A 26743-nucleotide genomic window follows, 5' to 3' on the forward strand; every position below is an offset into this window, starting at 1 on the left:
TTGTTATTTGTAACAGATGAAAATCATAAAGAGTTGATGAAGAATTGCCAATACTCTACGTATTTATACTAAATAATCGGATTGTTCTTAATATTTATGAGAGTGATTGCTATCGCTCAACCCAACTATATAGCGTTTCTCTGTTGGATGAGGTAGCCCGTATTTCTCACAAGCTTCAGGCGTTTGATGGAGCAGAGGGGCAGAGGGGCAGAGGATTGTTACTCTCCCCTGCTCCCCTGCTCCCCTGCACAAGCGCAGGCTTTGAGGGGTGTGGTGAGAAATCCGGGGTAGACGTATGAGTTGATCAGCTTGTTAATCAAGGGTTTTAGTGTACTTCATGCAAGTAGAAACTGCGATCGCAATCTTGAATCATTTATGATCAAGAAGATCCCCAACTTCTTTGATAAGTTGGGGATCTGCGGGTTGCAATTCTCACAATTTAAATAGGATTGCTAGATCATATATAGTTGCTCAATTTTGAATAAATCTGAGTTTGCTCAAGAATAATAAGTGCTGATTTATCAAGTTAATGAGAAAATCAAAGCCTTGTAAGCTTTATAAAATAACCCAGTTCAATTTAAGACTTGATTCTCCCTAGCCCTACCTTTTAAAAAGGTGACTAGTACCGCAAGGCGGAAGTCAAAAGTCAAAAGTCAAAAGTCAAAAGTCAAAATGAAGACAGCGTAAGGGTTTCGTTGATTGGAAATGGGTGGTTTATTTACGCCGTGCTGTACTAGTTTTGGAGCCAGAGCAAGCAACTAGTTCCAAAATCTAAACTTTAAACTTACAACAAGCCTCGTTTACCATTGGGACGGATGGTCATCCAATTTGTTTTTGCTAGTGCTAACTGCTCCTCAGAAACTTTGGCACTGCTGAGATTAGCACCACACAGATTAGCTCCTCGAAGGTTAGCATTGCTGAGATAAGCATTGCTGAGGTCTGCGCCTCGCAAGTCTGCCCCTTCTAAATCAGCATGGTTAAAGTATGCTTTGCTCAAATTAGCATCCTTGAGGTTTGCTTGAGTGAGACTGGCTTTGCCAAAGTCACTATTGTGGAGATTAGCTCCCTGGAGATTTGTTTTTTGTAATTGAGCAGAATGGAAATTTGTTTGGGATAAATCAGCACCTTGCAGATTCAGCAAACTTAAATTGTGTAGGGCAAAATCCCGTCTTCCCTTCAGATAGGCTGTTAATAAACCTTGAGTATCTAACTTACGCTCAAGTTTAGAATTTTGAACTTGTGAGCCATTGCTGTTGCTATTGCTGTTAGCTAACGTCGTTGATTTAGCAATCGCATAACCCTGGTGCATTCCAGCCGCTTCCGCTGCCTTGGCTCGTCTAGCGCGAATTGCTGCCGCTACCTGTGCTACTCCTACACTGGTAGCAGAAGGGTTGCTACATAAAACAGCAGAATTTTCTAGGTGATCGTGTGTTCGCTCTTTAGACCCAGTATCAGATTTAGTCAGTAAACCTTTTGCTAAACTTTCTAAGTACGGTTCTATTTCCAATGCTCTAAGAACTTCTGCCGCTGATTGATAGCGACTACGTACAGACACGTCTAACATTTTTCGCAATACATTGCCCAAGTGGTCACTCACTTGCACAATCTGCTCCCACATTATCTCGCCAGTGTTGGGATTGTAATCTAAATCTTTAGGAGTTTTGCTAGTCAGTAAATAAATGCATGTTATCCCTAATGCATAGATATCACTGGCGTAGACTGGACGCATAGCCATTTGCTCTGGAGGTGCAAAACCAGGAGTACCAATGGCATATGCAGTTAATGCTGTCTGTCCTGATTGACTTGCCGCATTTTGGCTGACTTGGGTCTTGACCGCACCAAAGTCGATGAGTACCATTCTGGCATCTTGAGTGCGGCGAATTAAGTTGGCTGGCTTGATATCGCGGTGAATTACCTTTTGCTCGTGGATATATTGCAGTAGTGGCAGAATCTCACTCAAAAATTGCTTGACTCCAGTTTCGCTCAAGATGCCCTTAAGCTTGACCTCTTCCTGCAATGTATCACCACTGATATATTCTTGAACTAAGTAAAATTGTTCATGATCTTCAAAATAGTCTAACAATCTTGGTACTTGGGGATGATTGCCAATCTTACCTAGAGTTTTGGCTTCTCGCTCAAAGAGTTCTCTGGCCATCTGTAAAACGTGTGGGGCGCTTCCTGATGGGCGTAATTGCTTAATTACGCAACTCGGTTCTCCTGGTAAGCCTTGATCGTGGGCTAAGAAGGTGGCTCCAAAGCCACCCTGACCTAATGGTTTGATCACCTGATAGCGATCGCGCAACAGTAGTTGCGAGCCACAAGACTGACAGCTTTGGCTGTATACTAAATTTACTGGATTGGGACAGGTAGGATTTAAGCAGTAGCTCATGCACTGTCAACTCGCTGCACGAATAATCAGGGTGAGTGTTATAATCTCTTTCAATTATTTAGATATTAATCAACTCTTGCCAGGTAGTTTTTGCTGGAAATCCTTTAAAGATTTGCTAAAGTTTAGCTAAGATTACGTAAAGTGCTTGCCAAAGTAAGATGATTATTATACTTGTACTGTTAAATAGTATACTCTACTTGGACCGAAGTTGAAGTGGCGGCTTAGACTAATAGCGCGGCGCTATCGCCCTTGGCGTCTCCCCTTTTCCCAAAGGAGAGGCTAGCACCAAGGGATAAGACCGCACTGGCTCCCTTACAGAAAATCGCTGTAGAATTTTGGATACCCAAGTTTGGAGGCAATTTAGAATCATCTCCATTAGTCTTTAAAAGACTATTAGCTGGCTTTCATGTTCACACTAATCAGTTGTTCGAGAAGTGCAAAAACATCACTGCGGCTGAGTTTCTCTTTACCATTAGCAAGGGCGTCAAGAGTGCCATTAGCTAAGGTTAAGGGAATTTGACAAAAATCCAAGGCTGGTCCGGTAGGAAGTTCTTTGGTGTAAGCTTCTGCCAGGGCTAAATTGCGCCGCGCATACTCTTGCATATTTGCTGCACTCCAACCCTCTGGAAAAAAGTCTACCCCACGCCCTAAATCCTCAGTATGGTTACGCAGAATATTCACTGCTTGTAAAGCCCGACCAAACCCAATCGCTTGGGTACGGTTAGTTTGGGTTCCATCGTACCAAGTCCATAAGTCCGATAGTAACAATCCCACTGCACCTGCAACTCCAAAGGTATAACGATCTAAATCAGATTCTGTGTGAATTTTCCAGTTTCTTTCTGCCCAGTAAGCCATCCGGTCTGCCATCGCAGCAGTGGCATCCCAAATTCGAGGTGCAATGGTCTCTGGTGCTAGTATCGACCATTCTCTAATCCTTACAGTGACTTCTTCTAAGGTATCCTCATACTCACTAAATCCTGCCAAGAAAGCATCTACCGCGAAGCCATCAACCCCTGCCTGTAATGTCAGGCTAATCATTCTTAACAGCTTGACTTTAGTAGCGTTATCTAGTTCAGGATGATCTTCAATTTCATCAATGGCACGCATACACAAATATGCTGATGCTACTGCTTCTTGTAATCCTGGCGGTAAAAGACTAATTGGGATATAAAAAGTTCGGCTAGTTTCTTCGAGGATTTGCAATGCATCTCTACGTAAATTCATGTTTTCACTCCCCGCTTGATTTTTGCACCACATGAAGTTTGCAGTTTTTTGATGATACTGGATATAGTTTTGACTAAACTTTAAAAACTATAGACTATAAGATACGCTAGTATTTCATCTAAAAATTGATAGTTTTTGGTGTTGCAATTAACAAAACTCTTAAATTTATAAAAGTTTAATTTAGTATATAGGATTTTGGTCGCAAAAATCTGTAATGTGCTGTTTGATATAGCTATGATAGACTTTTCGTCTATATATAAAGAATTATGCTAATATTTGGTTGATTAGCGTGAAATTTTTCCATTAGCAAATATCCATGTTAGGGATTTGAAAGTGTTTTAAGTCTGCGTTAATTTGACTAACAAATTGTAATTATTGTATATATAATGACAATTGAGGAAAAGCTGGTAACAGATAACAGAAACTGTACCCACCTTTAGATGCGAACGGCTGCTTTTCAAAGAGTTAGGGTAAGTTAAATTAGACATAGAGGGCTACAATGGGGAATCTACTTACTGTTTAAGGTGGCATTAAGTGACCATAACCTAGAACAAGAAGTTCCCGTATATTTGCGAAAATGACAATAAAAAAGTGGGCTGTTTGCCCACTCAATCAAATATTTATGAATATTTGCCTTCTCATCGGTCTCAAGATATGGAAATTCAAGTAGTTGTTTCGAGCCAAGCTAAAGCAATGCCTCTCAGCTTTTCATGTATTTTCTACTGCTGCTAGCCCATTAATCGCTGGGCCGTTGATTACCTTGCCCTGCGTATCAAACCGCGAACCGTGACATGGACAGTCCCAGGTTTTTTCTGAAGAATTCCAGGCGACGATACAGTTGAGGTGAGTACAGATTGCAGAATGTTCGTGCAGTGTGCCGTTTTCATCTCGGTAAGCTGCGACTTTTGTCAAACCATTCCGTACCACTGCACCTGTACCGGGAGCAACTTTTTCAACGGAATCAACATCACCTGGTGTCACCCAGTCTAAATATTGGGCAGCAACGTTGAGATTTTCGGAGATAAATTCACCTACTCCACCAATTCTCACACGTGATGGGTCATAAAGTTCTGTCCAGGTATTCTTTCGCCCTAAAATCAAGTCAGTTAATAGTATGCCTGCGATCGTGCCGTGGGTCATTCCTATCCCTGTATCACCAGTGACGATGTAGACATTTCCCTCATCAAAGGGGTTTTTGCCAATGTAGGCAATACCATCATCAGAATTCATTACCTGACCCGACCAGTGAAATATAATCTCCTCTGCCATTGGGAAACGTTCTTGCGTCCACGTTTTAAGTCTGGCATAGCGGGCATCGGCATCGTCAGCTTGTCCGGTTTTGTGGTCTTCGCCACCAACAATTAATACATCATATTGTTCGTCAATACTTTGTAATCTTACGTAGTGGTAGGGGTCGAGGGTATCCCAATAAAGCGCTTTGGCAACAGAACCACGAGGCACTTTTGCACCGATGACAAAAGTCATGTATGGAGCCTGCTTAAAATGCATAGTAGCTAAGTTACTGATGGGTGAGTTGGTTGCTACTACCACAGCATCAGCTGTCACAACTTTACCACTGCTTGTCTCAACGCGGGCAGGTAAACCACCTGTGATTTTTTCTACATGTGTTCCAGTATAAATTTTACCGCCACGCCGTTGTATGGCTTCTGCAAGTCCAGCTAGATACTTAAGTGGATCAAATTGCCCTTGTTGGGGAAAACGTAGACACACTCCTGTATCAAAGCCAGTCAACGGCGCTTCCTTCACCATTTCAACATTGGTGAGTCCAACCCGGTGTACTGCTTCTAACTCCTGCTGAATCTCGTCTATTGATTTCAAGTCTGGGGGAAAAAGATAGCCGTCAAGTCGCTCCAAGTCGCAGTTAATGTTTTCTTGGCTAGCGATCGCCTCTATAGTATTAATTGCTGTTGTATGACTTTGAGCAACCAGTTTTGCACCCTCTTTACCGTGCATTTGCTCCAGTTCGTGGTAGCGATAAGTTAGCACATTCGATAGGTGTGCCGTTGTTCTTGCCGTTTGTCCGCCACCAATGGGGCCATCATCCAGCACTACTACTGACTTACCTTCGCGGGTTAACATATAGGCAGTTGACATCCCCGCTATCCCAGCACCGACAACGCACACATCTGCATGAGTATTTTCGGTAAGCACGGGTTGATCTGGGATTTCTGCCGTTGTCATCCAAATAGAAATAGTTTTACCAGAGTCGTTTCGCATATTTTTTTAGAGTCTCAAGCCTAATTTATTCTGCTGGAAAGAAGGTTATGGAGGTAAGAGTAATGAGAAAATAAGAAGGAAAAATATTTTTGATATTTTCCCTTCGAGGATTGTGCCTTTATGTATCTTTCAACCTTGCCACAACCAAGCTAAGAAGTGTATTCCAGCTTGTTATTGTATAAGCCTAGACTATTAATTGTAAATAATGTATCTGCATCATGATAGACCTAAAAGTATGCTTAAAAGAGGATGAAATTGACAAACATTTGTATATATGAAAAATTTAGATTATTTTGTCAAACATTCGCACCTAGAACCGTCATGTACTATAGATAAAATTTTTAAAGTTAATTTACTTTAGTACAATACTTTTGAAAAATAAATAGTAAATTTAACGTAAAATATTTCGTTAGATAGATGTACAGTCTTGCTAAGATAATGACCACAATATATTGATATTGGCTATGGAGAGTCTATAAATGCCAGAAGTTCAAGTTGGAGATATTAGCATCTACTACGAGATTAAAGGCAGTGGTTATCCGCTACTCATGGTTATGGGTTTCAGCTTCAGTCTTTTAGACTGGGGAGATGTGTTCCCTGATGATCTGGCAAAACATTACCAAGTCATTATGTTTGATAACCGCGATTCTGGACGGACAAAAAGCCAGTCAACAGACAACTACACTACTGCTGATATGGCAGATGATACAGCAGGATTGCTTAATGCCTTAGGAATAGCACAAGCTCATGTTTTGGGATTTAGTATGGGTGGCATGATTGCTCAACAGTTTGCCTTGAGACATCCTACCAAGCTAAATAAATTGATATTGACCTGCACAATGGCAGGTGGTGATTGTAGCGATTTTAACCCAAATCTTCAAGGAGATTTCTTCGATCTTCTTTTTCCAGCATCTTACTTAGCTATCTCTAATAACCGGAAAAATGCAGAAGATTTTTTCAGAAAAACCTCACCCTATCACAGCCAATCAGATCGTTATATAAGGCAATTACAGGCGCACCATGCTCACGATACATGTAATTTATTGCAAGGCATCAAAGCACCTACCTTAATCATTACTGGAGATAGCGATTTGATAATTCCTCCTGTCAATAGTAATATTTTGAATAACAAAATTTCTGGTTCAGAAGTTAAAATTATTAAAGAAGCTGGACATGGCTTGGGTTATAGCCATATTGCTGAAATTACAAAAATTATCACTGATTTTTTATCATAATTCAACGGTATAAAAATAAATGTAGCTACCTGCAATACTAATTGCTAAAACCTGTTGTTCACGGTATTTTTAAACCAGGACTAGAGGCAACTATAATTGTGCTTCAGCCAAGATTAACTGCAACCAGTCTGCAATCAGGAGTTTCCACCAGCATTAGAGAGCAAATAGACGCAACGCCTTACCGGAGCTAGGTTGTGATAACTTACAGTGGTCGTTAATGAACTACTCTTGCTAAAAAAATATCTACTAATCTTTCACCCAACTTATAGCGAAAGAAAGAGTTTTAGGCTGAGTATCTCTGTAATCATGAATGCGGACAAGTTTTAACCTGCTGAATAACTAATATGCCGCAATATTTCGGAAAACTACCCACTACTAACCAACCTTGGACAACTGTTAGCAATGTCAAAGCTGTAACCTCCGACAATAATATTATTAATTTTGACTGTGGCGATTCACGCCTTACTATCAGAGTACTTGCGCCCAATTTACTCCGCGTGCGTTTCGCACCAACTGGGGAATTTATGTCTCGGCGTTCTTGGGCAGTGACGCCAGATGATACAGAATGGGCAACAACACCTTTTACGGTGCAAGAAAATGAAGCAACGGTAGAAATTGAAACAGCGCAGATTCGTGTGTGCGTCCAGCGAGAAAAATGCCGCATCGTCTGTTTCGACAAAGCTAATCGCCCTTTTGCCCAAGATGCAGAGATGGGTATAGGTTGGCGGATGGGTGCAGTTGCAGGATGGAAAGAAATTGCAGCCGATGAACATTTCTATGGTTTTGGTGAACGCACAGGCCTTCTGGATAAACTCAGCGAAGTAAAAACCAACTGGACAACGGATGCTTTAGATTATGATGTACTGACTGATGAAATGTACCAAGCAATTCCATTTTTTATGGCTTTGCGGCCAGAGTTAGGCTATGGCATCTTTTTCAACACTACTTTTTGGAGTCAGTTCGATATCGGTGCTGAACAGCCAGGTATTTGGAAGATGGAAACTCGTGGCGGGGAGTTGGATTATTACATTATCTATGGCCCCGAACCAGCCCAAATCCTGGAGGCTTACACTCAGCTAACTGGAAGAATGCCATTACCGCCGAAATGGGCGCTAGGTTATCATCAATGTCGCTGGAGTTACGAATCAGAAACCGTTGTGCGGGAACTGGCGCAAGAATTTCGTCAGCGTCGCATTCCCTGCGATGTTATTCACTTGGATATCGACTATATGCGGGGTTATCGGGTGTTTACCTGGAGTCCCCAGCGTTTCCCTAACCCAGCAAAACTTATTAGTGATTTAGCAAAGGATGGTTTCAAAACAGTTACAATCATTGACCCTGGTGTGAAGTATGAACCAGAAGCCAATTATCATGTTTTTGACCAAGGATTAGAAAACGACTATTTTGTGCGTAAAGCCAATGGTGCATTGTTCCACGGCTACGTTTGGCCTGAGAAAGCTGTTTTTCCTGACTTTTTGCGCCCTGATGTGTCTAACTGGTGGGCTGATTTACACAAAAGCCTAACTGATATTGGTGTAGCGGGAATTTGGAATGATATGAACGAACCTGCCATAAACGATCGCCCTTTCGGCGATGATGGTGAAAAGATTTGGTTTCCCCTAGATGCACCGCAGGGGCGTGAGGAGGCAGGGGGAGCAGGGGAAGCAGGGGGAGAGGAGGAGAACCAATCCAAAATCCCAAATCTAAAATCTAAAATTGGTGTGACTCATACGGAAGTGCATAACTTGTATGGGTTGATGATGGCTAAAGCTTGCTATGAGGGGTTGCAACGACATCGAGGTTCAGAGCGATCATTTGTGTTAACGCGATCGGGTTATGCTGGTGTGCAACGCTGGTCTTCTGTGTGGATGGGGGATAACCAATCGTTGTGGGAGCATTTAGAAATGTCTCTGCCGATGCTTTGCAATATGGGACTTTCGGGTGTGGGGTTTGTGGGTTGCGATATTGGCGGGTTTGCTGGTAATGCTACAGCTGAATTATTCGCTCGGTGGATGCAGGTAGGAATGCTCTACCCATTGATGCGCGGTCATTCGGCAATGTCTACTGCTCGTCATGAACCTTGGGTATTTGGCGATCGCGTTGAAAATATCTGTCGAGAATACATTAATCTACGTTACCAATTACTTCCCTATATTTATAGTCTTTTCTGGGAAGCGGCAACGACGGGCGCACCAATTTTAAGACCATTATTATACCACTTTCCCAATGATCTGACAACCTATAGCCTCTACGATCAAGTATTGCTAGGTGCGTCGCTGATGGCTGCACCAATTTACCGCCCTGGAGTTGAGCATCGATCTGTCTACTTACCTGCTGGTACTTGGTATGATTGGTGGAGTGGCGATCGCTACGAAGGCCCAATTCACATTCTTGCTCATGCACCACTGGAAAAAATGCCACTGTATGTCCGTGGTGGTGCGATCATTCCCATGCAACCTGTTAGGCAATACGTTGATCAAGCGCCACTAGACGAGATCCGATTACGGATTTGGCCTGGTAATAACAAATATCAACTATTTGAAGATGATGGACAGACAAACGAGTATCAAGATAAAAAGTTTTCGCTAGCAACTATCAGCGTATTTGCTAACTCTAATCAAACAGTAGTTGAAATTGGAGCGAGAATGGGAGAATGGACACCTCTACCGCGTGAAGTGATTGTAGAACTTTTTGGTGTTGGAGAACAACGTTTCCAAGATGATGGTAAGCGACATACTCTGCAATTTTAAAATACTCGCAAAGGTGGTTTTTTAAACCACCCTTATTTCCTACTGTAAATTGTGCAATAAAAATATGCATAGAGGTAGATGAAAAGCAAGTCAAGGAGGAACATACAATACAAAAGGTAGAAATAGTTAAAACGTAAGAAATACGTAAGTTTACTATCCTAGATAGATGCGGTTAGAGAACACTAAATGTTAAATATTAACCGCTTGCGGCTGCAAGATATGTTTAAAATGCCTACAAATTCACTTGTGGCAAAAGTCGCGAGTGCGATCGCTGTTTTTGTTGCCAGTTTGGTACTAATTGGTTGGTGTCTTGACATTGAAGTTCTTAAGCGCGGATTTCCTGGTAGTCCTGCCACAATGAAAGTCAACACTGCGCTATGTTTTGTCCTGTGTGGTATATCGTTGTGGCTATTTTCAACAGGAGGGGGAAACAATTCAAAATTCAAAATTCAAAATTCAAAATTATTTCCTACTGTTCTAATTTCTAGGGTCTGTGCAATAGCTGTCACCACAATAGCTGCACTTACACTTTGTGAATATCTGTTTGGCTGGAATCTCGGCATTGACGAACTAGTGTTTCGTGATTCGTCAACTAGTATAACGACATCACATCCAGGGCGAATGGGGGTGAACACAGCACTGGACTTTATTTTGGTGAGCGTCGCCCTACAACTTCTAGTTCATCCAAAAAACCACCACAGTTATTGGTATGGCCAGATTATCACTCTGATCGCTACTTTAATTTCCTTTCAGGCGCTCATGGGCTATGCCTACAAAGTGAAAGTTTTCTACGGACTTGCCCCTTATACAACATCAATGGCTTTACATACAGCGGTGTTGTTCAGCTTACTAAGTATAGGAATTCTATGGGCGCGGGCAGACCAGGGATTAATGAGGGTAGTTACAAGTGATACCAACGGCGGCTTACTTGCACGTCGTTTATTAATTGCCGCGATCGCAGTACCCTTTGGACTAGGGTGGTTAATCGTTGAAGGCCAACGGGCAGAAAAATACGGCCCGGCGTTTGCAGTGTCACTGTTTGCGATCGTCCTGATTGTGATTTTTACTATTTTGATTTGGGAAAGTGCCAGGGTTATTGAACGCCTCAGCCATCAACGCGACTGCGCCCAGGAAGCACTGAGAAGCTACGAAGCTAAACTGGGAAGTTTTGTTGATGCTAACGTCATCGGCATTCTGTTTGGTAACGTGCATGGCGGTATCCAGCAGGCAAACGACGAATTTCTCAGGATGATAGGTTACACGCGGGAGGATTTATTAACAGGTAGGTTAAGCTGGAGAAATATCACACCATCAGAGTATCTATACTTAGATGAGCGAGGTGTCGCCGAAGCGCAAGGAAATACCAACGCTGCTTGTACCCCCTACGAGAAAGAATATATCCGCAAGGATGGTAGCCGCATCCCGGTTTTAGTTGGTTACGTGCTGTTAGGAGAAAACCGGGAAGAGTCAGTAGCCTTTATCCTCGACTTGAGCGAACGCAAGCAAGCAGAAGCAGAGCAACAAAAATTGGTATCGCTGGTAGAAAATAGCTCTGACTTTATCGGCATCGCTACCCTTGAGGGTCAATTACTCTACATAAATGATGCAGGTCAAAAGTTGGTAGGGCTTGCAAGCCTTGATGAAGTGAGGCAAAAAGCAGTATTAGATTACGCTATGCCCAAAGACAAAGCCTATTTTCAAGAATATATACTGCCGACTGTGCTATCACAAGGGCGTTGGCAGGGAGAATTCTGCTTCCGGCATCTCCAAACAGGTCAACCGATACCAGTTGATTACAATATCTTCACTGTTACAGACAAAAATACAGGTCAGCCAATTGCTTTAGCGACTGTGACTCGCAACATCAGCGAACAAAAACTGGCTAAGGAACAAATTCTACAACTAAATAAGGATCTACAGCGCCGCATTACTGAGTTACAAACTCTGTTGGAGGTAATTCCTATTGGAATTGGCATTGCCGAAGATCCAAAATGCCAAAATATCAAGGTAAACCTTGCTTTTGCCAAGCAGTTGGGGATATCGCTAGATACAAATGCCTCCCTCAGCGCTCCCTTAGACGAAAAACCAACAAGTTTTAAAGTCTACCGCGAGGGAAGGGAACTCTCAGCAGAAGAACTCCCAATGCAATACTCTGCAACTCATGGTGTTGAAGTTCTGGGTTTTGAAATTGATGTCGTCCATGAAAAGGGAAAAATCGTCAAGCTGTTGGAGTACGTTGCACCCTTGTTTGACGAAGAGGGTAAAACCAGAGGAAGCGTTGGTGCATTTTTAGATATTACGGAACGCAAACAGGCAGAGGAAGTACTCCTAAATCAGCAAAAATGGTTGGAGGATGTGTTAAATATGATGCCAAGACCGTTGCTGTTTATCGAACCAGGAACGGCGCGGGTCACTTTTGCCAATCGTTCTGCTGACGAATTAGCTGGGGGCGAATTTCCCAAAGGTGTACCAGCCGCAGAGTATCACACAGTTTACCACTATACAGATGCGGCTGGCGATCGCATCCCCAATGAACAAATGCCAGGAGTGCGGGTTGCTAATGGTGAACACCTGAATGGATTGGAGGTAGACTGGCACACTCCAGCTGGTGTGCGCTCTCTACTAGTATTTGCCGATACCCTGCCAGCAATGCACGGTCATCCAGCTACCTGTATTTTGGTGTTCCAAGATATTAGCAACCTCAAACAGGCAGAAAAAGCCCTATCGTTAGGTTACAAAAGACTAAAGCTACTATTTGACACAGCCAACGATTTACTATCAAGCCAGGAACCAGTACTACTAATCGATAGCGTCTACCAAAAACTCTCACAGCAAATTGGTTTAGATATTTATTTGAACTATTTGGTTCAGGATAACTCTCAAGTAATGCGGTTGAGGTCTTACAGTGGTATTTCCCTGGAAATAGCAAAGGAAATTGAGTACTTGCCATTTGGCGAAGGGGTTTGCGGTACTGTAGCGCTGTCACGCCATCCCTTAGCTCTAGAGAATGTCCAGCAATCCACTGACCCGCAAACAGAATTGATTCGCTCTTTAGGTATTACTGCTTATTATGCATACCCATTGATCGGCCAAGGACGGCTGTTGGGTACTCTTTCTTTTGGCAGTCGCACTCGGTTAAGCTTCACCGAGAATCAAAAGGGGATGATGCAAGCAGTATGCGACCAAATAGCGATCGCAATGGAACGAGCTAGTTTAATTGCTTCTTTGCAAAAACAAACTGAGCAGTTGCAAGAGGCTAACCGCATGAAGGATGAGTTTCTGGGAATATTGTCTCATGAGTTGCGATCGCCTCTCAATGCAATCCTTGGCTGGGCGCAATTACTGCAACGCAGCAAGCTTAGTGAAACCCTAATGGCTAGGGCTACAGAGACAATTGAGCGCAATGCTAAGGCGCAAACCCAGCTAATTGAAGACCTGCTGGATATATCGCGGATGATTAGAGGCAAGTTACGCCTTAATGTTCGTACTTGTAATTTGATTCCAGTGATTGAGTCGAGCCTAGAGACTGTTAGTCTAGCCGCCCAGTCCAAGGAAATCGATTTAAGATTTTCCCTTATTTCTTCAAAAGAAACGCAAAATTCAGATTTGGGATTAGAAATTAATCACGAAAATCTAGAATCAAGAGAAACACAATCCCAAGCCAGTCAACGCTCAGAAGACAGCTTGCTAGGTGAAAATTCTCAATTCTTAGTATCGGGTGATTTTGAGCGCTTGCAGCAAGTAATCTGGAATCTGCTATCCAATGCCATCAAATTCACACCCATAGGAGGACGGGTAGAGGTGCAATTGTCTGTAGTCAATGGCCAAGAAAAACAACAGACAACAGATAAATATGCCCAGATTCAAGTGATTGATACAGGCATTGGTATCAGCCCTGATTTTCTACCTTACGTTTTTGATCGCTTTCGTCAAGCTGATAGTTCTAACACTAGAACTTATGGTGGATTAGGACTAGGATTAGCGATCGTGCGTAATTTAGTAGAATTACATGGCGGTACTGTCTATGCAAATAGTCCAGGTGAAGAACAAGGAGCGACATTTACAGTCAAGCTACCACTTCTGAAGAGTCCGCCCCTCCACGCCTTTGCCCCTCCACCCCTGTTTCCCTCTTCCTCTCTGCGCCTCTCCCTCCTTGGCGTGCGCGTACTGGTTGTAGATGACCAAGCCGATAGCCGTGATTTCATCACTACAGTCCTGGAACAGTACCAAGCCGAAGTTCAGGCTGTAGCCTCAGTTTCAGAAGCATTGCAGGTAATTACACGGTGGAAACCAGATGTTTTAGTCAGTGACATCGGTATGCCTCAAGAGGATGGTTATTCTTTGATCCGCAAAGTGCGATCGCAACCACCAGAGCTAGGGGGAAATATTCCGGCCGCAGCGTTAACAGCTTATGCTAGGGCAGAGGATCGGATGCGAGCCATACAAGAAGGTTATCAGCTACATTTACCTAAACCTATTGAGGCAGATGAGCTAGCTACAGTAGTTGCCAGGCTTGCTGGACGGGCTTAGAGGATGTTTGAAAAGTATTAGGCGAATAGAACTACTACACAAACATAGACGCTTTGCGGCTTCCCGCAGGGTAGTCCACCTGCGTGGACTAATACAAAATTAAGGTTTTTTAACCCACGGAGGTGGGTTTTGTCTGTATAGCCGCGACTTCTAGTCGCCCGGTGAACTACCCCATGGCCCATTCTCTTTGTTCAATACTTGTATTATCAGATGTATATTTATATTCCAGTATGAATAATTTTTGTCTTTTGGAGCTATTTAGAAGAAGCGGCTTCAATAGACAAAGTAATGACTCCCTTTAAAAAGGCTGGCTCTTTTTCTGCTTTAGTCCAGTTTTAAGGGAATCACTAGGCGGGGAAGACTTATTTAAAGTTTATTGGAAGCGGATTCCGAAATAAGCAATTTCAGAGTTGTATTTAAATTATGTAGCCTAAATTAATTCAAACAGACTACATAAATGAAAAATTGGGTATTTGAATAAAATAGTATAAAAACATACTCGTGGTTGCTGCTATTGGCATGATTAATCTATATTATTCACCCAATTTATTCAGGGTGAATCATTCATCCCCATAAACCTAAGTAATAAGCAGTATTTTGTACATTACAATCTCTAATATGATCGCCTTAACAAAAACATTAGTAAAAACAGTAGCTGAACCACAACAGCTAGATGATATTGACTTATATGAATCAAAGCGAGCTGATTTCTTACAAGAAGTAATTGAAGGCTTAGAAGACGGTATATTAATTTTAAGCCACACTGGTGAAATAGTTCATGCTAATGAATCTGCTCGTCGCCTTTGTTATCAATTCAATCAAGACAATTTCAACCATAATTTTGTACCCCCAGCCATTTGGAACCTTTGTGAATCGTTACTCAATAATCGGTATTTTTTTTATGATAAACTTCTAATTCTATCTGATGAGATTGTGCTTGATAAGTCCAATATTTTTCGGATTAGAGTGAGACTGCTAAATTTAGATAGGTTTGAAGTGCCTTGCTTATTGGTGACTATAGAAAATCAATATGAATCTGTGAAAAATGTAGCACTCACTGAAGTTAAAAAATTTGACCTGACGCCACGAGAAGCTGAAATTTGGTTTCTCTATAGAAGCAATTACAGCTACAAAGAAATTGCCACTAAGCTTTACATCACCATAAACACAGTGAAGAAGCACATGAAGAATATTCACACCAAGCGGCAAGCAAATATGTCTTATGATTGAATAGTAGTATTGCCTGGAAAAATAATTAAGAAGCGAGAATTCAGAATCAATGAGTGGGAAACTCCAAAGAGCCACTAATTGTTCGCGCTTGCGTCTCGTAGAGAAGACCACTAAAGATACAGATTTAGTGGGGGTCTTAAAGCCATGAATTCAGACACTTTTTTGTTTAGTTCAGAATGAGCAAAAAAAACCTCATGTAGAGACGCGATAAATCGCGCCTTAAAATATCAATTATCTACACCAATAACTATTAACCCAAGCGTATTGATACTAATCCTAACTATGCACAAATAATTATTTCATGAATCAATGCTCACAGAATTTTGTAGAAAAGCAATACTAGCCTTACTAGCTGTCCTTTTCATGCGGGTGGATTGTTTTATGCAAATTTTAACTAGGGAGAGTCAGGACTTTTTTGCAGGCGTAATAAGGTATTGTAAACCTGCTGTTTTAAGATATCGTTATTTTGTAGCTCTATAGTAATTTTGTTGAACTGAGCAATGCTCAACCCATTATCTTGAACAATTTTTTGAGAGCGACTACAGTAATCAACTGCAATATCTTGAGCCTTTCTAGGAAGACCATTTATGCTGTTAGAATCATTACAAACAATTTTGGGAATTTCTCCATTGCCAATAAGTTTTTTAATTTCTTCAAAAGCATTTTGACGTGCTGGTTCCATTGCTAGCACGGCTTGAGCATAGCTGTTGATTTCAGTATTGTTAACTATTGGTGGTAGAGTTTGACCATAAGCTTTTGAACTCAATGAAAAAGCGTTGGAAATTACACTCACAGTAGCGATCGCGCCGAAAAACAATGATTGGGAAAGGATTCGCTTTCGGCTAGTTCGGGGCAATAAATCAGAAATTTTCTTCATATAGTGTGTAACACAGAACTAGATCAGGGATATTATAAGGACTCTGAATTATTTTCAGAGTTGGAAGTTCCAGCAACTGTTCAATACTTCAAGATTTTATATTTTATGGTCAATTCCCTCGGCAGACTTGACAAAGTTCGATGACTTTAGTCTGGAGTGCTAGCATTTCTGATGCTCCTTGCTTAAGACTCACTTCTAACTCCAATAGTAGGGGTAAGCAAGAAATTAACTGTTGCACAGAAAGAAGCTTGATTTCTTGCTGTAAGAAGTAGATCCGTTTAGGATTACCGATATCAGCAGCTTGGGCGATCGCTTGTTGATTGCGCTCCCCACTTTCCATCATAATCTTGACCCAAAGCCAGGTGCGAAATTGCCCAATCAGCGTAGCGATTATCCGTAATCCCGGCTCGGAAGCATTGTTTAAATCTGCCAAGGTTGTCAAAGCTTTAGATGTATCTCCTGTTCTGATTGCTGCTGCTAATTGTAAGCTATTCTGAGTAGTATTCCTTACTAACTTGGTAACAATATCTACGTCTAAAGGCTTATTGCTACTTTGGGTATATAGCCGCAATTTCTCTAACTCATTGTAGAGCAACCGTGTATCATTCCCTACAGACTCTGTTAACAACTGGGCAGTATTGGCAGTTAATTTCACACCGACACTCTGAGCTGCTTGATTAACAGATTGCACCAGCAATTCGGTTTTCCAAGGGGGAATGAGGGGAAATTCTCGGAACTCGGTAGCAAATTGTTTTAACAATTTTGTGGATTTGAGACGTTCATCTGGCTTGTTCCGGCTGGTGAGCAATAAAAATGAGTTTTCGGGAATGACTGGTAGCGATCGCACCAGTTCTGCTAACACATTCTCTGGACAGTGCTGGCACAGAGTAGTGTTTATCAGCCATACCAAGCGTCCACCAGCGCCAAAAGTGGGTGTCATGACCTGATTTAACGCCTCGATAGCAGCATCAGCCTGATCTGGGGTAAATGAAGTGTAATTAAAACTTATCCATTGGGGATCAAGAACGCGATCGCGCAGCATAGCGATCGCCTTTTCTATAGCAAAATCATCCTCACCCCAGTAAACATAGATTGGCATAGACTAACCTCGTCGAAAAATGCAGGAGAGAGATAAGGAGATGAGGGAGCAGATTTTACCTTGTCCTCCTCATCCCTAAATCAGCTTCCATTACAACAAAAATTAAATACTTTTGAAATCATTCTGTTAATCAAGGTAATTTTCCCTAAAATCTATCAAGTGAGAGCATGAGGCTATAAAGATTGGACGACAACTATCAAACTTACTTAAATCGGTTAGCACGGCTAACGCTGCCAGAAGCTTACAGATCCCAAGTCCAGCATATCCAGGAATCTTCTAAATTTCAGCCACATTCTGGGTTGAGACAAGCAGCATCCTTTCCTGGCTATACGCTAATTACCCCGCCAGCAGAAGAAGAATCACTAAACTCTGCTTTCTATGCCAAATTACAGACTTACCAACAGGAACTTTTGCAGTTGCCTGTAAGCCGTGATTTGATTGTGCCTCTAACTCCTGCTAGCTTCCACGTGACTTTAGCGGATTTAATTTGGGACAGCGCTTACCTTGACGCCTGCGAAAAAAATCCCAAATTTGACGAGGAGTTACACTCTTGTTTAGCCGAAATTTTTCAGCAATATCAACAATTGATGACAAACAGGAGCCATCCGATTAAATGGCAAATGCTGGGATTGATACTGATGCCAAGAGCTGTAGCCGTTTGTTTAGTACCCCAAGATGAACGCTGCTATGAGGAAATTATTAAATTTCGCCGAATAATTTATCAAAATCCCAAGTTAATTGCTTTGGGTATTGAGCAGCATTATCACTTAACAGCCCATGTTACATTAGGCTATTTTGGGGAGGTTTCATCTGACTTAGACCGCACAAGTTTCAGCACAATGCTTTCTCAATTGAATGAACAATGGCTGTTAGATTTGCCAGAATTTTTGATCAATCGCGTTGAATTACGAAAGTTTGACAATATGACACGCTATTATCGTGAACCAGACTGGCCGATTTTAGATTTTTAAGTCATTAATAAGTAGTTAGTTGTCAGTGTGTATAAAATCCTGACTACTAACTACTCATTATTAGTTATGTCTTCCTGAAAGAACGAAACTTTTTGATGAGGTTACACTAAAGTAATGAGCAAATAATGTAGGCTTACGAAGCTTAATAATTATATGAAATAAGATTTGAATTTAAACAACCTTTACTCTTTACTGATAATATTTTTATCAATTTGTCAGAAAGGTTAAGTCATCAAGACATGACGAATAAGGGTAAGAAACCTTGCTCTTTCTTCTTTTAACTAATAACCAAAAGGTATTAGTCAATGTAGTAAAGGTGAGTATAAAAAGTCTAGAAAAAATAAATTTTCAGGCACAGCATTATGTAAATACCTGCTAACCACTTATCTGCTGGATGGCTACTGTATAGCTACGTAATTTCTATGAATATCTCATTTTGGGAGTAACATAGTGAAACAGCGTTGCTGATTTGTACAGTTTTACTAAATCAAGTTTTATTTCACACGTTTTGGGAATATGAGTAAACTAATTCCAGCCATCAGAGTCAAAAACTTCAGCTTCTATTACGATGCTCAAAAGATAGTTGAAGGCGTGTCAATGGATATTTATCAAAACCAAGTCACGGCAATTATTGGTTCTAGTGGTTGTGGCAAGTCTACTTTTCTTAAATCGTTAAATCGCATGAGTGAACTAGAAGGAGATGTGAGGGTTGAAGGAAGAGTAGAATTTTATGGACAGAGTATTTATGAGCGTCGTGTAAATATCAATCGCTTACGTCGTCAAGTTAGTATGGTTTTTCCCAAGCCAAATCTTTTTCCCATGAGCGTTTACGATAATGTTGCTTATGGGGTGAAATTAGTCGGGTGGCATCCGAAAGTAGAATTAGATGGAATCGTTGAATCTGCCATCAAAGCCGCCGAACTTTGGGATGAAGTGAAAAATAAGCTGCAAAAATCTGCTTTAGAGCTTTCTGGTGGTCAACAACAAAGATTATGTATTGCCCGTGCTTTAGCAGTCAAACCGAATGTTTTGTTGATGGATGAACCTTGTTCAGGTCTTGATCCTGTCGGTAGTACGAAAATAGAGCATTTGATCCATAACTTACGCTCTGAGTTGACAATTGTGATTGTTACTCACAATATGCAGCAAGTTACTCGCCTATCTGATTTTACGGCTTTCTTTCATAATAATGAAAATCGTATTACTCAAATGGTTGAATTTGGTACTACAAGCAAAATCTTTACTAACCCTGTGGATTCTCGCACCCGTGACTACGTTTTCGCCCGCGTCATTTAAGGTGTTTCTAAAATTCTAGCTATTCAGAGAGCTATGACATAGTGCAAGCGGAAATTAAGAGTTAAATTTAATTTCCGCTTGCTTTGGTTTTTCTTGTGTTAGGCAATTAAGCAATATGAACTGACGTTGACAGTCTTTTTTTATACTATATACTTAAAGACAGGTATCTGTTCTAGACCACCTAAATCACAAGATGAAATGTCCTCGGTGCGAATCTACTTCATATCGTAAAAATGGTCGTCGCAATGACAAGCAGAATTACCTCTGCAAAAATTGTGGTAAACAATTCCTTGAGTCTGCATTCCCTCATTCCTTGGAAAGTGACTTGCTTGCTAACAGCAACGGGCACAGTCAAGTATTTATGACTGAAGCGACGGAACCTTCTTTAGTGAAAAACCTGCTAGAAGAAAAAGTCACAGAGCAAAATCTTGGCTCTTTTAGTTTTAAATTAACTGAAGAACTGCTGCAAACTATATTATCGTCTGATTGGCTACAATCTGCTGTGTTCAGTCAACTTATTCAAAAATTTCAACAACAAACTGAAATTAAACATCCATTACAAACAGGGATCTCACTTCTACTTTTAGATGCAGAAAACTTAAAATTAGATGTTAATTCAGAATTATTTTTAGCTAATGTCTGTAAGTATCCTCTCCAAGTTAAAATTGCATTTGCTAACTGGAGAAATCCAAGTATTGGAAAGCAAGATATTGAACTATATAACCGTGGCTATCAACTTGTCCATGTACCTGGAGGTAAGGACAGCGCTGATGCAAAAATGATCGCTTTTGGTGCTTGTGTCTTACGTTCTTATCCAACAGTTAAAGAAATCTTGGTTTGTTCTAGCGATGGAATTTTAATTCACCTTTGTAACGAACTCCAAAACCAGGGATTGATTGTTTATTGGGTACGCAGAAAAGCACAAGATTTGCATATAGAAAATCTAAATACTGGCAAATTAACTCATTATTCTTTACCACTGGCAACAGAGGTTCCATCCCTTGAAAAAGTGGTTGATACAATTCAAGATTTAATTAAAACTGAACAGGAATCAATCAATGTTCGATTAAACAGTTTAGTAACTGTTGCAACTTTATTTCAAGAAAAATGCGATATAGATTTTAAAAATAATCCAAATAAACCAGAAAACGAAAAAATAATTCCTGTTTTAGATAACACTTTTACACAATGTACTCCAGAAGCAAAAAAAGGGAGTTTTGCGAAAGTTTCTAATAAAGAAGCATTAGATAAATTACTATTAAAGATTATTCAAGATATACAAAAAAAATCTCCTAAAGCTAAATTATGTTTGCCTAAGCTAGGTTCAGAGTTACAGAAGATAACCGGAGAATCTCCTAATTCGATTATTAAAAAATTAAAGTTAGGTTCTAGTTTTCTTAAATATTTAGAATCATCTCCCACATTTACATTAAAGAGGAGTGGCAAGGAATACGAGGTAACAGCACTACTCTGCAAATAGATACTTTCTAGATGTCTACGTACAACTTGAGCCTGTAATTCAGTATTGTATTATGTAAACAGATGTAAAGAAATGTAAATAATACAATGCAAGATAAAGTCGTTGTTATTGTCGGTGCTACTGGTGGTATTGGTTCAGCTTTAACACAAAAACTTGCGCCAACCGGAGTCCGGTTGGTACTGGCTGCGAGAGATGCGGTTCGTTTAACAACACTGGCAAATGATTTACCAGGGCAAGTTTTGAGTGTTCCCACCGATATTACTGACCCCCAACAAGTAGATACTTTGATAGAAAAGACTATCGCTGAGTTTGGTCAAATCGATATTTTAGTGAATGCAGCTGGTGCTGGTATACTCAAGCCCTACAACAGCTTAGAACCCGCTGATTTAGACAAGATGCTAGATGTCAACTTAAAAGGCAGTTTTTACACCACTCAGGCGGCTGCTGAAGAGATGCAAAAGCGCAAGTCTGGTCACATCTGTAATGTGGTTGGAATTCTGGGTAAGCATTCGATGGGGATGGCAGCGGCTTATTCTGCTTCTAAGTTTGGTGTTGTCGGTTTCAGCAAGTGCATGGCAGAAGAACTCAAGCGTTTTGGTATCAAGTTCACGCTATTCTACTTTGGTGGGGTAGATTCTCCTTTCTGGGATAACGTCAACCTAAAAGTAGACCGGAAAAAAATGCTTAGTGCTGAAACTGCTGCCAATGCGATTTTCTTTGCCCTTTCTGCTGAACCGCAAGCTGTGCCAATGGAAATTAATATTCAGCCTGATAGTCATCTGTTCTTTTAAAGTGGGAGTCAGCCTACATATTTATTGCCTAGGAAAGACCTGAAAATTTAGCAGAAAAGGCAAAATTTACAGAGATATAAGCTGTTATGCTGGATTTTCAGTATCTATGAAAATTGATCACGTTCATTTCTATGTAGAAGACGCCAAAGTATGGCGGGATTGGTTTGTACACCATCTTGGTTTTCAAGCAGTAGCCGATCGCATCAGTTCATTTCATACTTGTACAGAAGTAGTAAAAAATGGTGCCGTCTGTTTTTTCCTGTCTTCACCACTGTTACCCACAAGTCCGGTAGCTGAATTTCTGCGTCAATATCCGCCTGGTGTAGCAGATGTTGCTTTTGCTGTAGAAGATGTAGAAGCAGCGATCGCACTAGCTCAAAAACATGGTGCTACAATCCTACAACCCACCCAGGAACGCCAGGTGGGTACGGAATTCCTCAAGTGTGGCAAAATTGCCGCCTGGGGTGGACTGACTCATACATTGATAGAAAGGTCATTGGTCATTTTTCCGTCGTCATTTGTAACTAACACCAATGACAAAGGGCATAAGACAAATGACAACAGTTTTAGCGCCATAGATCACGTAGTGTTAAACGTGGCAGTTGGTGAATTGGAAAATGCTGTGGCTTGGTACGAAAAAATCCTAGATTTTCAACCCCAGCAGGCATTTAAAATTAAAACTAATCGCTCTGCTTTACACAGCCAGGTGATGGTTTCGCGCAACGGTAGCGTCCAATTGCCAATTAATGAACCGGCTTCCAAAAATTCCCAAATTCAGGAATTTTTAGATGTCAACCAGGGCGCAGGAATTCAACATATTGCCTTGCGGACGACTAATCTTGTGAGTGCGATCGCTAAATTTCGTGCCAGTGGTTTATCCTTACTCTCAGTTCCCCAAAGCTATTACTCGCAGCTAAAGCAACGTCCAGGATTGCCTCTATCACTTTTAGAACTAGAAGCGATCGCTCAACAAGAAATTCTCGTGGACTGGCAAGAATATACTCCTTTAGAAGGAGAATATGCCGCGCCCTTATTACTACAAATTTTTACCCAGCCAATATTTGAACAGCCCACATTTTTCTTTGAGTTTATTGAACGCCGTTTTCAAGCTCAAGGTTTTGGCGAAGGTAACTTTCGCGCCTTATTTGAAGCCATTGAAAGCGAACAAATCAAACGCGGTACGCTGCAATAAAATGCTGATACTAAATTTATCTCTCGAAAAATAGCCATACATCTGAGATAATTGTAATAAAAATTAACTTTTCCCGCCGATGCTAAGACTTATTACTGACTTCGACGGCCCAATTATTGATGTTTCCGAACGGTACTACCGTGTTTATCAATTCTGCTTAGAGAAAACTCGTCGCCCAGACCAAGTAGTGCAAGAACTTCCGAAAGCGGAGTTTTGGCAGTTAAAGCGATCGCGCGTTCCCGAAAAACAAATCGCCTTCAATTCTGGGTTAGATGAAGCCCAAGCCCAAGAATTTGCCCAACTGCGGCGGCAAACTGTACATACAGAACCCTACTTTGACTATGACACCCTCGCGCCTGGTGCTGTGGATGCACTGTTAAAAATTCAAGAAGCTGGAATTGATTTAGCAGTTATGACCATGCGCCGAGTTCGGGAACTAGATTATGCCTTCAAAAAACACGATTTAGGCAGATTTTTCCCGGAAAATCGTTGTTATTGCTTGAGTAACGACTATGTAAAGACTCGTGATATTGAAGATAAGCCCTTGTTAATGGCTAGGGCTTTAGAAGAACTTCCCCCCGCAGCTGATACCTGGATGGTGGGAGATACGGAAGCCGACATCACCGCAGCTAAAAATTATGGGATTAAGGTGATGGCTGTGGAATGTGGCATCCGCGATCGCACCCAATTGGAACTTTACTACCCCGACTTAATCGTTAAGGATTTTAGCGCTGCTGTAGATTTAGTCCTAAAACCTAAACACCTTATCTAAACAAGCTCTTTAGCAGCAACAGATTCAATTAATCGGCATTCGTTTATTGTTTTAGGTAAGTGGGTAAGAATAAATTATATTACGTAATATAAACTTAATTAACTTTAGGTAACTTACCTTTTACATTAATTTGATCACATAATCAACATCCCGGTTATAAACCAAAGTAGGAGCCAGAATATCTATTCTGACTCCTGGCTCTCTTATTTAAGAAGAATACGTATCAAGCACGTTTTCTTTATAGAAACTTCCTTACGGTTATTGATTTAGCGTAGAAAGCTACTAACCAACCACAACAATATAAAAGTTAATACACTAGAGAACTGATTCGATGACAAATTGAGGAATGATATTTGTGGTGAAAGCCAGCTAGCAACTAGTCCCCCAGCGATTAAGCCAATTATTAAACTGACTAGGGTGAACAAAACTGCTCGGCCAAATTTGCTTTCCTTGCGATTGAGAAAGTAAATACTAGTGCCTACCCCAACCACTAATGCTAACTGCAAAACTTGATCGCCTCCCTCTGGGTAAAACACACTGATAGAACTCAAACCAAGAAACCAAGCTCCTGGTAAGAATATATCCGCAGGTGTCGGCTGATCCAGCATCCGTTGCAGCCATGCAGGTGACTGCTCACGAGGGGTTGGACTTTCTTTAGGAACCGATTGCACTCGCAACTCTGGAAACCGGATACGCTCAGGGACTTTAATTTTACCTTCCTGGCGCATCCGTAAGCGATCCATTAAAATCGCATCGTAAGCTGCTTCAATTACTTCTAAATGCTTGGCATCGCTACTATGTTGCTCGAATAGGCGATTACGAGCATCCTGAATTTCATCGAAGCTAGCCTCTTCTGATACCCCAAGTTTTTCGTAGGGATTTTGATCGCTCATGGGAGTTTATTACTTCAGCCTCAGTCAGCGGCAGTTTTTTGTCGAAGAAAAAACAGCTTTAGGTTTTATTTTGATCGAAACTAAAGTCTCGACCTATTTTATGCCCTACCAGGATAATAGTAGCACGGGTTAGTTTGATCGACTTTGTAATTTCAACTATAGTCACTTTAACATATCGCTATAACTCCGTGTATACCCTCATGTCGTTGCCTAATTCTGGCTCTAATCTAGAATTTGAACGGAGAGTACCTAAAACACATAGTTTTTATGAAAAAATCAACTTTACTGTTTCAAATTTGGCAACTTACAGTGCCTTAATAGAATTTTTTTAATTATACTGAATAATCGCTTGTGGTATATATCCGCATATCGATTTAAAATTGAAACGTTTTAAGTTACCACTTAACTGGGATCAAGAACGTGTCTTGGTGTCAAGAACTGTTGCGGCTAAAGTCAGAGCGCCTATATACTGTGCCTAACAGAAATTTAGCGTTCTCATTGCCCACAATCCTGATTAGAGTATTTATTTTTGAATAATCAGGAATCTCATCCCGTAGACATGTAGATTCTTAGTTAGCCCCTAAGTGGCAACTGCGTGTTTACGCAACCCTTTTGTTAATCTTACGAATTTTTGTGCAAAGTAATGGTCATGGCTCCTGCCAAGATTCTTGTAGTTGACGACGATCCTGCGGTTCGGAATTTAATCCAACGCTTTCTGATTAAGCAGAACTATCAGGTAGAGGCTGCCGAAGATGGAAAGACAGCCTTAACTCTATTTGAGCAATTTAACCCTGATTTGGTAATTCTAGATGTGAATTTACCAGATGTAACTGGGTTTAACCTCTGCCAAGAGATGCAAAGTCGTAATGGTGTTTTTGTTTTGATGTTGACTAGCCGTGCTGACGAAGCTGACAAAATTCGCGGCTTTGCTAAAGGTGCTGACGACTATCTCACCAAGCCTTTTGGGCTAGGAGAGTTAGAAGTCAGAGTCGGAGCTATTTTGAGGCGTCAACGAGTGATAACTACAGCCGAGCAGAAACGCTTGGTATTTGAAAAACTTATGATTGACCCAGTGCGACGGGAGGTGGCACTGAATAACCAAGCAGTACCTTTAACTGCTCTGGAATTTGATTTGTTGCATTTTTTAGCCAGTCATCCAGGTCGAGTTTGGCGGCGTGCGGAGCTAATCCAAGAGGTATGGGACTATGAATATGTCGGCGACCAACGGGTTGTAGATGTCCATATCGGCCAAATTCGCAAGAAGATTGAAATTGATGCTAGTCAGCCAGCATTAATTCAAACTGTACGTGGCGTAGGGTATAAGTTTGAATCTCCTGCTCATCCCCAGCAATTGGAAGCCAAGTCCTGAGTTTATAGTCTAGAGTTAAAAACTCTTGACTATAAATTATTGGGGGAGTAATTAGTGAATTTCTTTGGCTTTAGTAAAAGACAAATTGAGAGAGTCAAAATAAATATATATTCCTCAAATACAGTCCAGGCAGTTATTTGAGATATTTGTTTATCCGTTTAAGACAGTGGACAGGGAAGAGAGCGCACTGGAAAATATTTCTTTGCATCTGGCCGTTTTGGTAGATATAACGATGCTTATTTTGGAGTTAGTGGGGCGCACACATGTGCGCCCCACTAGCGTGTTTGTATCCAAAATAAAACCGTTATACAACAAGTACTAACGGTTAACTAATATATTTAAGTCTTGCCTCCTATAGGAATCATATTTGATTTCTGAAAATATTTCAGTAGGGTGTGTTATGCCGT

At 41.1% G+C, this 26743-nt stretch carries 18 protein-coding genes; 12 read left to right on the top strand and 6 right to left on the bottom strand.

Annotated elements, in window-relative coordinates; genetic code table 11:
- Positions 1-784: 784 nt before the first annotated feature.
- From VB740_RS23735 to VB740_RS23745, 3 genes are all read right to left on the bottom strand, one after another.
- Complete coding sequence (locus VB740_RS23735) at positions 785-2389, bottom strand: serine/threonine-protein kinase (protein ID WP_323202335.1); 1605 nt, start codon at positions 2387-2389, stop codon at positions 785-787.
- Between the two features lie 393 nt (positions 2390-2782).
- Positions 2783-3613 (bottom strand): phytoene/squalene synthase family protein, encoded by an 831-nt coding sequence (locus VB740_RS23740; RefSeq protein ID WP_323202336.1) that lies wholly within the window; start codon positions 3611-3613, stop codon positions 2783-2785.
- Positions 3614-4321: 708 nt separating this feature from the next.
- On the bottom strand, positions 4322-5851 hold the full coding sequence (locus VB740_RS23745; protein ID WP_323202337.1) for an FAD-dependent oxidoreductase: 1530 nt from the start codon (positions 5849-5851) through the stop codon (positions 4322-4324).
- 479 nt (positions 5852-6330) lie between these two features.
- Here VB740_RS23745 and VB740_RS23750 point away from each other — a divergent pair, with 479 nt between their 5' ends.
- The 5 genes from VB740_RS23750 to VB740_RS23770 all read left to right on the top strand — a co-directional run bounded on the left by VB740_RS23750 (position 6331) and on the right by VB740_RS23770 (position 15596).
- The gene (locus VB740_RS23750) at positions 6331-7086 is read left to right on the top strand and encodes an alpha/beta hydrolase (RefSeq protein ID WP_323202338.1); all 756 of its coding nucleotides are present in this window, start codon (positions 6331-6333) and stop codon (positions 7084-7086) included.
- A gap of 41 nt (positions 7087-7127) precedes the next feature.
- A complete protein-coding gene (locus tag VB740_RS23755) occupies positions 7128-7277 on the top strand; it encodes a hypothetical protein (protein ID WP_323202339.1) in 150 nt (49 codons plus the stop codon).
- Positions 7278-7430: 153 nt separating this feature from the next.
- A complete protein-coding gene (locus VB740_RS23760) occupies positions 7431-9836 on the top strand; it encodes a glycoside hydrolase family 31 protein (protein ID WP_323202340.1) in 2406 nt (801 codons plus the stop codon).
- Between the two features lie 186 nt (positions 9837-10022).
- Positions 10023-14366, top strand: coding sequence for a PAS domain S-box protein (locus VB740_RS23765; protein WP_323202341.1), 4344 nt, complete (start codon positions 10023-10025; stop codon positions 14364-14366).
- A gap of 618 nt (positions 14367-14984) precedes the next feature.
- A complete protein-coding gene (locus VB740_RS23770; RefSeq protein WP_323202342.1) occupies positions 14985-15596 on the top strand; it encodes a helix-turn-helix transcriptional regulator in 612 nt (203 codons plus the stop codon).
- Positions 15597-15990: 394 nt separating this feature from the next.
- On the opposite strand, the gene VB740_RS23775 is transcribed toward VB740_RS23770, so the two are convergent.
- Both VB740_RS23775 and holA read right to left on the bottom strand, forming a co-directional pair.
- A complete protein-coding gene (locus VB740_RS23775; protein ID WP_323202343.1) occupies positions 15991-16473 on the bottom strand; it encodes a DUF4168 domain-containing protein in 483 nt (160 codons plus the stop codon).
- A 109-nt stretch (positions 16474-16582) separates the two neighbouring features.
- Positions 16583-17572: a DNA polymerase III subunit delta gene (gene holA, locus VB740_RS23780; RefSeq protein WP_323202344.1), complete on the bottom strand. Its 990-nt coding sequence runs from the start codon at positions 17570-17572 to the stop codon at positions 16583-16585.
- Positions 17573-17754: 182 nt separating this feature from the next.
- Between holA and VB740_RS23785 the strand changes: the two genes are divergently transcribed.
- From VB740_RS23785 to VB740_RS23810, 6 genes are all read left to right on the top strand, one after another.
- A complete protein-coding gene (locus VB740_RS23785) occupies positions 17755-18543 on the top strand; it encodes a DUF1868 domain-containing protein (RefSeq protein WP_323202345.1) in 789 nt (262 codons plus the stop codon).
- A 516-nt stretch (positions 18544-19059) separates the two neighbouring features.
- Positions 19060-19839: a phosphate ABC transporter ATP-binding protein gene (locus VB740_RS23790; protein ID WP_323202346.1), complete on the top strand. Its 780-nt coding sequence runs from the start codon at positions 19060-19062 to the stop codon at positions 19837-19839.
- A gap of 193 nt (positions 19840-20032) precedes the next feature.
- Positions 20033-21319 (top strand): transposase-like zinc-binding domain-containing protein, encoded by a 1287-nt coding sequence (locus VB740_RS23795; RefSeq protein WP_416290499.1) that lies wholly within the window; start codon positions 20033-20035, stop codon positions 21317-21319.
- A gap of 86 nt (positions 21320-21405) precedes the next feature.
- Positions 21406-22110: an SDR family oxidoreductase gene (locus tag VB740_RS23800; protein ID WP_323202348.1), complete on the top strand. Its 705-nt coding sequence runs from the start codon at positions 21406-21408 to the stop codon at positions 22108-22110.
- 106 nt (positions 22111-22216) lie between these two features.
- Positions 22217-23302 carry a 4-hydroxyphenylpyruvate dioxygenase gene (hppD, locus tag VB740_RS23805; protein WP_323202349.1) on the top strand — a complete coding sequence of 362 codons (1086 nt, stop codon included), beginning with the start codon at positions 22217-22219 and terminating at the stop codon, positions 23300-23302.
- A 79-nt stretch (positions 23303-23381) separates the two neighbouring features.
- Positions 23382-24074: an HAD family hydrolase gene (locus VB740_RS23810; RefSeq protein ID WP_323202350.1), complete on the top strand. Its 693-nt coding sequence runs from the start codon at positions 23382-23384 to the stop codon at positions 24072-24074.
- Between the two features lie 266 nt (positions 24075-24340).
- Here VB740_RS23810 and VB740_RS23815 read toward each other — a convergent pair whose 3' ends face one another.
- Positions 24341-24967 (bottom strand): CPP1-like family protein, encoded by a 627-nt coding sequence (locus VB740_RS23815; RefSeq protein WP_323202351.1) that lies wholly within the window; start codon positions 24965-24967, stop codon positions 24341-24343.
- A 649-nt stretch (positions 24968-25616) separates the two neighbouring features.
- Between VB740_RS23815 and VB740_RS23820 the strand changes: the two genes are divergently transcribed.
- Positions 25617-26336, top strand: coding sequence for a response regulator transcription factor (locus tag VB740_RS23820; protein ID WP_190894864.1), 720 nt, complete (start codon positions 25617-25619; stop codon positions 26334-26336).
- Positions 26337-26743 lie beyond the last annotated feature (407 nt).

The sequence above is a fragment of the Nostoc sp. UHCC 0251 genome (assembly GCF_034932245.1).
GTDB lineage: Bacteria > Cyanobacteriota > Cyanobacteriia > Cyanobacteriales > Nostocaceae > Nostoc.

What these genes read in the sequence shown, in the direction of transcription:
- VB740_RS23735 (WP_323202335.1), bottom strand. Translation starts at nt 2,389, where the DNA reads ATGAGCTACTGCTTAAATCCTACCTGTCCCAATCCAGTAAATTTAGTA.
- VB740_RS23740 (WP_323202336.1), bottom strand. Translation starts at nt 3,613, where the DNA reads ATGAATTTACGTAGAGATGCATTGCAAATCCTCGAAGAAACTAGCCGA.
- VB740_RS23745 (WP_323202337.1), bottom strand. Translation starts at nt 5,851, where the DNA reads ATGCGAAACGACTCTGGTAAAACTATTTCTATTTGGATGACAACGGCA.
- VB740_RS23750 (WP_323202338.1), top strand. Translation starts at nt 6,331, where the DNA reads ATGCCAGAAGTTCAAGTTGGAGATATTAGCATCTACTACGAGATTAAA.
- VB740_RS23760 (WP_323202340.1), top strand. Translation starts at nt 7,431, where the DNA reads ATGCCGCAATATTTCGGAAAACTACCCACTACTAACCAACCTTGGACA.
- VB740_RS23765 (WP_323202341.1), top strand. Translation starts at nt 10,023, where the DNA reads ATGTTAAATATTAACCGCTTGCGGCTGCAAGATATGTTTAAAATGCCT.
- VB740_RS23770 (WP_323202342.1), top strand. Translation starts at nt 14,985, where the DNA reads ATGATCGCCTTAACAAAAACATTAGTAAAAACAGTAGCTGAACCACAA.
- VB740_RS23775 (WP_323202343.1), bottom strand. Translation starts at nt 16,473, where the DNA reads ATGAAGAAAATTTCTGATTTATTGCCCCGAACTAGCCGAAAGCGAATC.
- holA (WP_323202344.1), bottom strand. Translation starts at nt 17,572, where the DNA reads ATGCCAATCTATGTTTACTGGGGTGAGGATGATTTTGCTATAGAAAAG.
- VB740_RS23790 (WP_323202346.1), top strand. Translation starts at nt 19,060, where the DNA reads ATGAGTAAACTAATTCCAGCCATCAGAGTCAAAAACTTCAGCTTCTAT.
- VB740_RS23795 (WP_416290499.1), top strand. Translation starts at nt 20,033, where the DNA reads ATGAAATGTCCTCGGTGCGAATCTACTTCATATCGTAAAAATGGTCGT.
- VB740_RS23800 (WP_323202348.1), top strand. Translation starts at nt 21,406, where the DNA reads ATGCAAGATAAAGTCGTTGTTATTGTCGGTGCTACTGGTGGTATTGGT.
- hppD (WP_323202349.1), top strand. Translation starts at nt 22,217, where the DNA reads ATGAAAATTGATCACGTTCATTTCTATGTAGAAGACGCCAAAGTATGG.
- VB740_RS23810 (WP_323202350.1), top strand. Translation starts at nt 23,382, where the DNA reads ATGCTAAGACTTATTACTGACTTCGACGGCCCAATTATTGATGTTTCC.
- VB740_RS23815 (WP_323202351.1), bottom strand. Translation starts at nt 24,967, where the DNA reads ATGAGCGATCAAAATCCCTACGAAAAACTTGGGGTATCAGAAGAGGCT.
- VB740_RS23820 (WP_190894864.1), top strand. Translation starts at nt 25,617, where the DNA reads ATGGCTCCTGCCAAGATTCTTGTAGTTGACGACGATCCTGCGGTTCGG.